7 protein-coding genes are annotated in these 7205 nt (G+C 55.7%); 2 read left to right on the top strand and 5 right to left on the bottom strand.

The genetic code is table 11. The features are described 5' to 3' along the window. Positions 1 to 126: 126 nt before the first annotated feature. Entirely contained in the window at positions 127 to 375 is a 249-nt protein-coding gene (locus Q7O77_RS12285; protein WP_085651838.1) for a GlsB/YeaQ/YmgE family stress response membrane protein, read from the bottom strand. 449 nt (positions 376 to 824) lie between these two features. Between Q7O77_RS12285 and Q7O77_RS12290 the strand changes: the two genes are divergently transcribed. Continuing rightward, positions 825 to 2096 carry an acyltransferase gene (locus Q7O77_RS12290; RefSeq protein ID WP_304167653.1) on the top strand — a complete coding sequence of 424 codons (1272 nt, stop codon included), beginning with the start codon at positions 825 to 827 and terminating at the stop codon, positions 2094 to 2096. Between the two features lie 221 nt (positions 2097 to 2317). Further along, positions 2318 to 3379, top strand: a complete 1062-nt coding sequence (locus Q7O77_RS12295; RefSeq protein ID WP_304167656.1) for a DUF481 domain-containing protein — start codon at positions 2318 to 2320, stop codon at positions 3377 to 3379. A 153-nt stretch (positions 3380 to 3532) separates the two neighbouring features. Here the strand turns inward: Q7O77_RS12295 and Q7O77_RS12300 are convergent, their stop codons facing one another. The 4 genes from Q7O77_RS12300 to Q7O77_RS12315 all read right to left on the bottom strand — a co-directional run. Continuing rightward, the gene (locus Q7O77_RS12300) at positions 3533 to 5107 is read right to left on the bottom strand and encodes an ABC transporter substrate-binding protein (protein ID WP_304167659.1); all 1575 of its coding nucleotides are present in this window, start codon (positions 5105 to 5107) and stop codon (positions 3533 to 3535) included. A 106-nt stretch (positions 5108 to 5213) separates the two neighbouring features. Continuing rightward, complete coding sequence (locus tag Q7O77_RS12305) at positions 5214 to 5894, bottom strand: ABC transporter ATP-binding protein (RefSeq protein ID WP_304167662.1); 681 nt, start codon at positions 5892 to 5894, stop codon at positions 5214 to 5216. Next, positions 5891 to 6736 carry an ABC transporter ATP-binding protein gene (locus Q7O77_RS12310; protein ID WP_304167666.1) on the bottom strand — a complete coding sequence of 282 codons (846 nt, stop codon included), beginning with the start codon at positions 6734 to 6736 and terminating at the stop codon, positions 5891 to 5893. Before Q7O77_RS12310 ends, Q7O77_RS12305 begins: the two co-directional genes overlap by 4 nt. Then, on the bottom strand, positions 6723 to 7205 hold a 483-nt coding region (locus Q7O77_RS12315; RefSeq protein WP_304167668.1), incomplete at its 5' end, for an ABC transporter permease. The genes Q7O77_RS12315 and Q7O77_RS12310, both read right to left, overlap by 14 nt.

Consider the following 7205-nt stretch of genomic DNA (forward strand, 5'->3'; position numbering starts at 1 on the left):
AAATAATAAATTTAAGTAACAAAAGTAAATGGGAATGACAAAGGAGTGATGTGATGGGGAATAAAGGAGGAAAAAGAAGCTATTTCTGTCCGCACCCGATCAGATGCGGACAAACCGTACTATAGGCTAACTGCGAATCTTACGATAAATCCACAACACTACCAGAGAACCGATGACGGCCACGATGAAGCTACCGAAGTTGAAACCATCTACACGACCATAGCCGAAGAAGGTACTGATATATCCGCCCACTACGGCACCAATGATGCCCAGCAGTATCGTCATGAAGAAACCGCCGCCATCATTCCCCGGCATGATCCACTTGGCGAGGATACCCGCGATCAAACCGAAGATAATCCATGAAAGAATGCCCATACCTACCTCATCTCGTTAGTAACTGACCTGTTTGCCCATTAAAATAGATCGCAGCTTGATTGTTGATGAGCCATCTCGAATCAAAACCGAGGTAAGTATAGCCAAAAATCCACGTTGCAGCGTCTAACGCGTCTGACTGCTGGTTTGTTGACCACACTCGGTTTTGGGCTGGCTTCACGCCGCCCCAGACGGCGGCTAAGTAACATCAAATCACAAAAAAACGGCTAGACCGGAATGCCTTTTTATTGGTTAATAGCGTTCTCGCATTACGGTTTCATTAACCTGCGGTCATCCCTTTGGCGGTAACGCTTTAACCGGTCATAAAAGGTGACTTAGCGTTGTATCCAAAGCATTTATCGCCCTATTCCTAGATATATTTCCGCATTCTTTTCCTAAACTGAGTATTTGTTCTGTTCAGGCCTCAGCAGCCAGGCACACGGAGGATAGAGATGAAAGTCAGTAAAGAGCGGTTTATCGGACTGGAATGGCTCCGTTTTCTGCTGGGATGTTACGTTATGGTTTACCACACGCTGCACGTCTATCCCCAGCGATTCAAAATCCCGTTTCTGGACGAGTTAACCAGTATGGGATTCTTTGCGACGAGCACCTTCTTTGTGTTGTCCGGTTTCTTGCTCGCACACGTTTATATTCGGGACGGTCAGCTGCGCGAGCCAGCCCGACGGTTTATGGCCAAGCGCCTGTTCAATCTCTACCCCATCCACATCATCGGTCTGGTAAGTTCGATCCTGGTTGTCATGTTGATGCAGTGGCTGGCGATCCCCCCGGAAGGCCAGGTCGCCAGCGCGCGTTTTGTGATCTATGACAGCAACCAGCCGGGCGTCGACCCGGCGTCGCTGCGCCACTATATGGATAACGCCCAGCTGACGTTTAACAGCCTGCTGCAGCTGTTACTGTTACAGGCGTGGAACCCTTATTTTTTGACCTTCAATGCGCCGTTGTGGTCGCTGTCCACCCTGTTCTTCTTCTACCTTTTGTTCCCGCTGCTGGCGCCGCGCTTGATGAACAGTCGCTACCCGCGCCGATGGTTAACGTTCATTTTTGTGCTCTATTTACTGCCTGCGGTATGGGTGGTCTGGCACAAGCTGTACGGCATGCCGTACACCGGGCTTCTGCAACGCGGTCCTATTTTCCGTTTACCGGAGTTTCTGGCCGGTATCCTCGGCTATGCGATTTTCCGGCAGTATAAAGACGGTGTCGTCCCGGCGCTGACCACCCGCCAGCGCAATGGGCTGGTGGCCTTTATCGTGGTCTGCTTCATCATCGCCACCGTTCTGTTTACCCGCGGCCGCGCTCACTGGTACTTCCTGCTGCACAACGGGTTTTTGCTGCCTTCACAGGTCTTGTTAGTCTGCCTGTCGGCGCAGGCCCGCGATCCGCGCAGCGAGTGGATCAGAACGTGGTCTCCACGTCTGGGCGCCGCCTCGTTGTCCATTTTTGCGCTGCATGTGCCATTATTTAACCTTTACCGAACGCTGGAGCAGCTGGTGCGGGCCAATCCCATGACCTGCTTCACTAACTGGTCTCAGTGCGTCGTTTCGGCGGGTCAGGTACAGCTCTCCATGACCGGTTACGGCATTTTCCTATTAACGACGGTGGCGCTGTGCGTCATATTTCAGGAACAGGTTGTGGTGCGGATTCGTAACGCGCTGACGGACCGCTTTCTGAGCCGCCGACTCAAGGAGTCGAGCAGCGCAGCTTAATCGTTTCGCCGTGGGAAGCTCAGGCTTCCCACACTGTTATACCGGTAAATCATTAATGACCTCGGTTATAACGATTTACATTCTAATTGATACTCACTTATGCCTAGAGACACGACACGTTTCCTGTTAATGTTTGCGGCGCCGGTTCCGACCGGTGTTCTAACGGCCGAACGTCTCAAGGACGTCTTTCAACATCAGTCACCATTTGTTTATCTCACAACATGACACATTCCAAATTTGCACTATCCACTCTCGGCCTGTACGTCGGCCTGAGTGTCGCGGGTGTTTCCACCAGTTACGCCGCCGATACCCTCTGGCTCACCAACGGTGACAAAGTCACTGGACAGATTACTCTGCTGGACAGCGGCAAACTGTTCATCAAAACGGACTATGCGGATACGCTGTCCGTCTCCTGGGACAAGGTCAAAACCTTCCAGACCGACCATGCGATGGTCATTCAGGGTCACCGTTATGAAGAAGGTGTGCTCTACCCGGCCATCAAACCGGCAGAGACCCGCGGGATTGTGGTTCAGAAGCCGTTGAGCGATGGCGGCGATCAGGCGGGAACGGCGAATGAAGGCACGATGGCGCTGAGCGACATCAACTCCATGATCGTCCCTAAGCCGCTGGTGCAGGATCTCTCCTGGAAAGGCAATATCGATGCCAGCCTGGCACACAAGAAAAGTTCGACAACGACCAACAACCACGATGTGGTGTTGAGCACCAAACTTCTGCACGGCACCTGGCGTCATAATCTGGACGCTGGATACCATATGGCAGAAGAAGACGACGTCGACAGCACTAAAAACGTCGGGGGTGAATATGCGCTGGACAAATTCATCGATGAAAACTGGTTCTGGCAGGGCCGTTACCAATACAAACGCGACTGGGTGGAAGAGATTAAGATCAGCCGCTCCATCGGTACCGGTCCGGGTTATCAGTTCTGGGATAACGATCTGGGCGCCTTCTCCGTCACTGCGCTGGTGAGTAGCCAACAGTTCGTCTATCAGGAAGACGGTCAGGACGACTTCTTCGCCGGTGGTCTGAAATGGGACTACAGCCGTTACTTCTCCGGTAAGAAAACACAGCTCTTCACCACGGGCGAAGTCGGACGCTCCTTCGACAACACCACCAAGCTGTACTTCAAAGCCGGTGCGGGTCTGCGCTATAAGCTCACCAACTGGTCTTCCGTCAGCATGCAGGTGGCGCGTAACCGGACGCAAAGCGTTCAGGGCAACGTCAACGATACTCTGTACTCGCTGGGTCTGGGCGTCGGCTGGTAAGGCCACGCGTTCCATACTATCGCGAGAGAACCTTCTGCTCGCGACATAAAAAAACCATCGGCCTTGCGGTCGATGGTTTTTTCTTTTGCGGCTCGCTCACGGAGTTAACTCCGTCTGTCCCAGTGAAGAGAGACACCGGATGGCGTTGCCGTCTTACTTGGCAATGTCATCGTAATACAACATGGAGTTGGCCAGACTTTGTTTCACGTCTTTCAGATTGTCGCGCACCGCCACCAGACGCATGCCCTGCAGCGTTACCACAAACGGAGAACGCTCACGGATCTCCTGCTGTAGCGTTTGATACAGCGCTTGGCGCTTCTCGCGATCGCGCTCGGCCGCCGCAGCCTGCGTTTGCTGGCTGAGTTCCGGAATATCCCAACCTACGCGCCACGCCAACGTTTTCGGACCGTTCGGCACGTTATAGGCGAAGGAGCTGGCGTTGGTATTTGGGTCGATGTAGTCCGGGCCCCAGTAAACAAAAATCGACTGGAAATTACGCGAACGCATTTTCGTCCACAGCTCGCTTTCCACCACCGGCTGTACGTCAATATGGATGTCGGCTTGGGCAAAACTGGCCTGCAACGCCTGCGCGATATCCGTGTACGGCGGCTGATTAATGACGGTCAGCGCGAAACGGGTGCCCGGCTTGATACCGGCATCACTTAAGATCTTCTTCGCTTTATCGACGTCGAGTTTGAAGGGCTGCTCTTTCGCCGCGCCATCAAACCCTTCCGGCAGGAAGTTCTGATGCACGATGAACTGGCCATTGAGCAGGTTCTTCGAGATCCCTTCATAATCCACCAGCCAGCGGGCAGCCTGCCAGAATGCCGGGTTGCCCAGCGTCGGCGCTTTCTTATCCTGCGTGTTGAATCCGAGATAGTAAATTTTGCCGCCCGGCGACGTACTGATCCTGACGCCCGGCTGATTCGCCAGTGCGCTGAACTGATCCGCCCCCAGATCGTACGCCACGTCCGCATCGCCCTGAATCAATAGCAGACGCCGCGCGCCCGGATCGGCCACATCTTTCAAAATCACCTGCTTCAGTTTTGGCTGCTTCACGCCGTGCGTGTTGGCTTCCAGCACCAGCGCCTGCTGCGGAATGTAGTTGCGAAGCTGATAAGCACCGCTGCCCGCAGAGTGATTTTTCAACCAGCCGCTGCCGAAATCATCGTTTACGCTATGGCTGGAAACCACTTTGCTGTCGACGACAGAGGCGACGCCGGAGGAAAGCAGCCGAAGCGCCAGATCGCTGCCGATATTCGCCGTCCAACGGACTTCCAGCTGATGATCGTCCAGCTTTGTAAACTGTGCATCGATGTTTTCCGCTTTCCAGCCCAGCTCATTCAAAATAAACGCCGGCGTTTTATTCAGCTTCACCGCCCGGGTAAATGAATAAATCACGTCATCCGCCAACACCGGATTGCCGGAGGCGAAGGTCGCTTTCGGGTCCAGCGTGAAAATCAGACTGCGTCCATCCGCACCAACCTGCCAGGATTTAGCCAGATCGGGGTTGAGCTGCGTCGGATTAACGCGATCGCTCTTCACCAGCGCCTGATACAGCGCATCCAGCGAACTGGTGCTGACCGTTTCAAAACTTTCCGCCGGATCCAGGCTGATGATGCCATTGAGGGAAATCGCCACCACCAACGTATTCGGCGGGGTCGCCGCTCGCAGCGACGGACTGGCTAGCAAAACCGTCGCCAGCATGACGGGAAGCCACTTTTTCATATTGTCTCCATGACACAAATTTAATGATGGGTAGAGTCTAGAGAAAAGACCGGTGATTGCGCTAATGGCATAAAATGCTTTGATATAACCGTTCACGCTAATCAGATCAGAACGGCTGCAAACGCCCCTGCGACATCGCCGCCGCGCGGTCGCATAAATGGTCAATCACGTTGCCGTCATGGCTGACTAGTACCAAGGTCAGATCGCCTGCCGATTTCAGCTCATTCAGCAAATTGAGAATTTCAGCCTGCACCGACATATCCAGCGCGGATGTGGGCTCATCCAGCAGCAACAGCTCCGGCTGGAGCAGCAGCGCCCGGATGATCGCTACGCGCTGACGTTGACCGCCCGAAAGCTGATGCGGATAGCGATCCAGCAGCGTCAGCGGCAAGTCGACCCGCTGAAACGCACGTTCAATCCGTCCGTCGATATCCGTTTCTCCGATTAGTTTGAGCGGCTCGGACAATATGCGCCTCAGGCGATGACGGGGATGCAAAGAAGCGAACGGGTCCTGAAATACCATCTGTACCCGGCGACGCAGTTCTCCCGTAAAGGGATGGTGCGGTTTCACCGGCTGATCCAGCAAGGTCATCTCCCCCTGCCAGTGCAGATTCAGACCCGCCAGCGCCCATAGTAACGACGATTTACCGCAGCCGGACGGACCGACCAGCCCAAAACACTCGCCGCGAGCGATGGTCAGATCGACGTCATGAACGACCTGATTAGCGTGCCCTCCCTGCGGGTGTGACACGCTTAAATGACGCAGTACAACAGCATGACGACTCATGACAACGACTCCAGCAACGCGCGATCCAATACCGGCAGTACCTGCCCCCGGGTGTGTCGACTCGGCTGACAGTTCCACAACGTACGGGTATACGGATGAGTGGCCTGCGGCAAATCTTCCGCCGCCAGAGCATCCAGCAAGCGCCCTTTGTACATCACCAGCACACGTTCACAGTGACGCGCTACCTGCGGCAGATCATGGCTGATCAGCAACAGTCCCATGTTGCGTTCTTCCACCAGCCGGTCGATCAGCGACAGCACCTGATCGCGTCGTTCATGGTCCAGAGCGGACGTCGGCTCATCGGCGATCAGTAACTCCGGCTCGGTAATCAGCGCGATGGCCAGCATGACGCGCTGTCCCATTCCGCCGGAAAGCTGATGCGGATACTGCTTGTACAGGCGCTTGGGGTCCGCCAACCCGACGGCGTTAAACATGTCTAATACCTTTTCGCGCCGTTCACGCGCGGATAACGAGGTATGCAGTTTCAGCGGCTCTTCCACCTGCCAGCCCACCGGGCGCATCGGATTGAGCGCGTGTTTAGGGTCCTGCAAGACCATCGATACCCGATCGCCGCGCCATTGCCGCCACTGACTTTCGCTTAACGAAACCAGCGACTGGCCGTTCATAACGACATCGCCGCTATGAATTCGGCACGCGGACGGCAGCAATCCCATCAGGGCTTTGGCGGTCAGAGATTTCCCGGAACCCGATTCGCCGACCAGCGCGACGCGCTCCCGGCCCAGACGGAACGACAAGGGATGCACCAGCAGCGCTGCCGGGTCATCCGCCAATCCAATAGACAGCTGGTTGACGTCCAGCAATGTGGTTTCACTGTTTTTCATGTCGCGGGTCCAGTTTGTCGCGCAGGCCGTCGCCCAGCAGGTTAAACGTCAGGCTGGCAAACAAGATTGCGCCGCCCGGCGCGGCCGCCACCCACCATTGGTCGAAAATGACTTTGCTGCCTTCCGCCACCATTGACCCCCATTCGGCGGTCGGCGGCTGTACGCCCATCCCCAGAAAACCCAGTCCGGCGGCAGCCAGGATAATCCCCCCCAGACTCAGCGCAGCGCGCACCACCGCGCCCGGCAAACACAGCGGCAAGATATGCCCGCTCATCAGCCGCAGGCCGGTAATGCCCTGCATTCGGGCGGCGGCCAAATAGTCGCTGCGCCGTAGCGCCAGCGTCTCTGCGCGGGCCTGACGGGCAAACTGGGGCCAGCTGGTCAGCGCCAGCGCCAAAGCGCCGTTAATCAGCCCCGGTCCCAGCACCGCTACCATCGCCAGCGCGATCACCAGCCCCGGCAGAGACAG

This window comes from Lonsdalea britannica (genome assembly GCF_946477055.1).
GTDB classification, from domain to species: Bacteria; Pseudomonadota; Gammaproteobacteria; order Enterobacterales; family Enterobacteriaceae; genus Lonsdalea; species Lonsdalea britannica_A.

What these genes read in the sequence shown, in the direction of transcription:
- Q7O77_RS12285 (WP_085651838.1), bottom strand. Translation starts at nt 375, where the DNA reads ATGGGCATTCTTTCATGGATTATCTTCGGTTTGATCGCGGGTATCCTC.
- Q7O77_RS12290 (WP_304167653.1), top strand. Translation starts at nt 825, where the DNA reads ATGAAAGTCAGTAAAGAGCGGTTTATCGGACTGGAATGGCTCCGTTTT.
- Q7O77_RS12295 (WP_304167656.1), top strand. Translation starts at nt 2,318, where the DNA reads ATGACACATTCCAAATTTGCACTATCCACTCTCGGCCTGTACGTCGGC.
- Q7O77_RS12300 (WP_304167659.1), bottom strand. Translation starts at nt 5,107, where the DNA reads ATGAAAAAGTGGCTTCCCGTCATGCTGGCGACGGTTTTGCTAGCCAGT.
- Q7O77_RS12305 (WP_304167662.1), bottom strand. Translation starts at nt 5,894, where the DNA reads ATGAGTCGTCATGCTGTTGTACTGCGTCATTTAAGCGTGTCACACCCG.
- Q7O77_RS12310 (WP_304167666.1), bottom strand. Translation starts at nt 6,736, where the DNA reads ATGAAAAACAGTGAAACCACATTGCTGGACGTCAACCAGCTGTCTATT.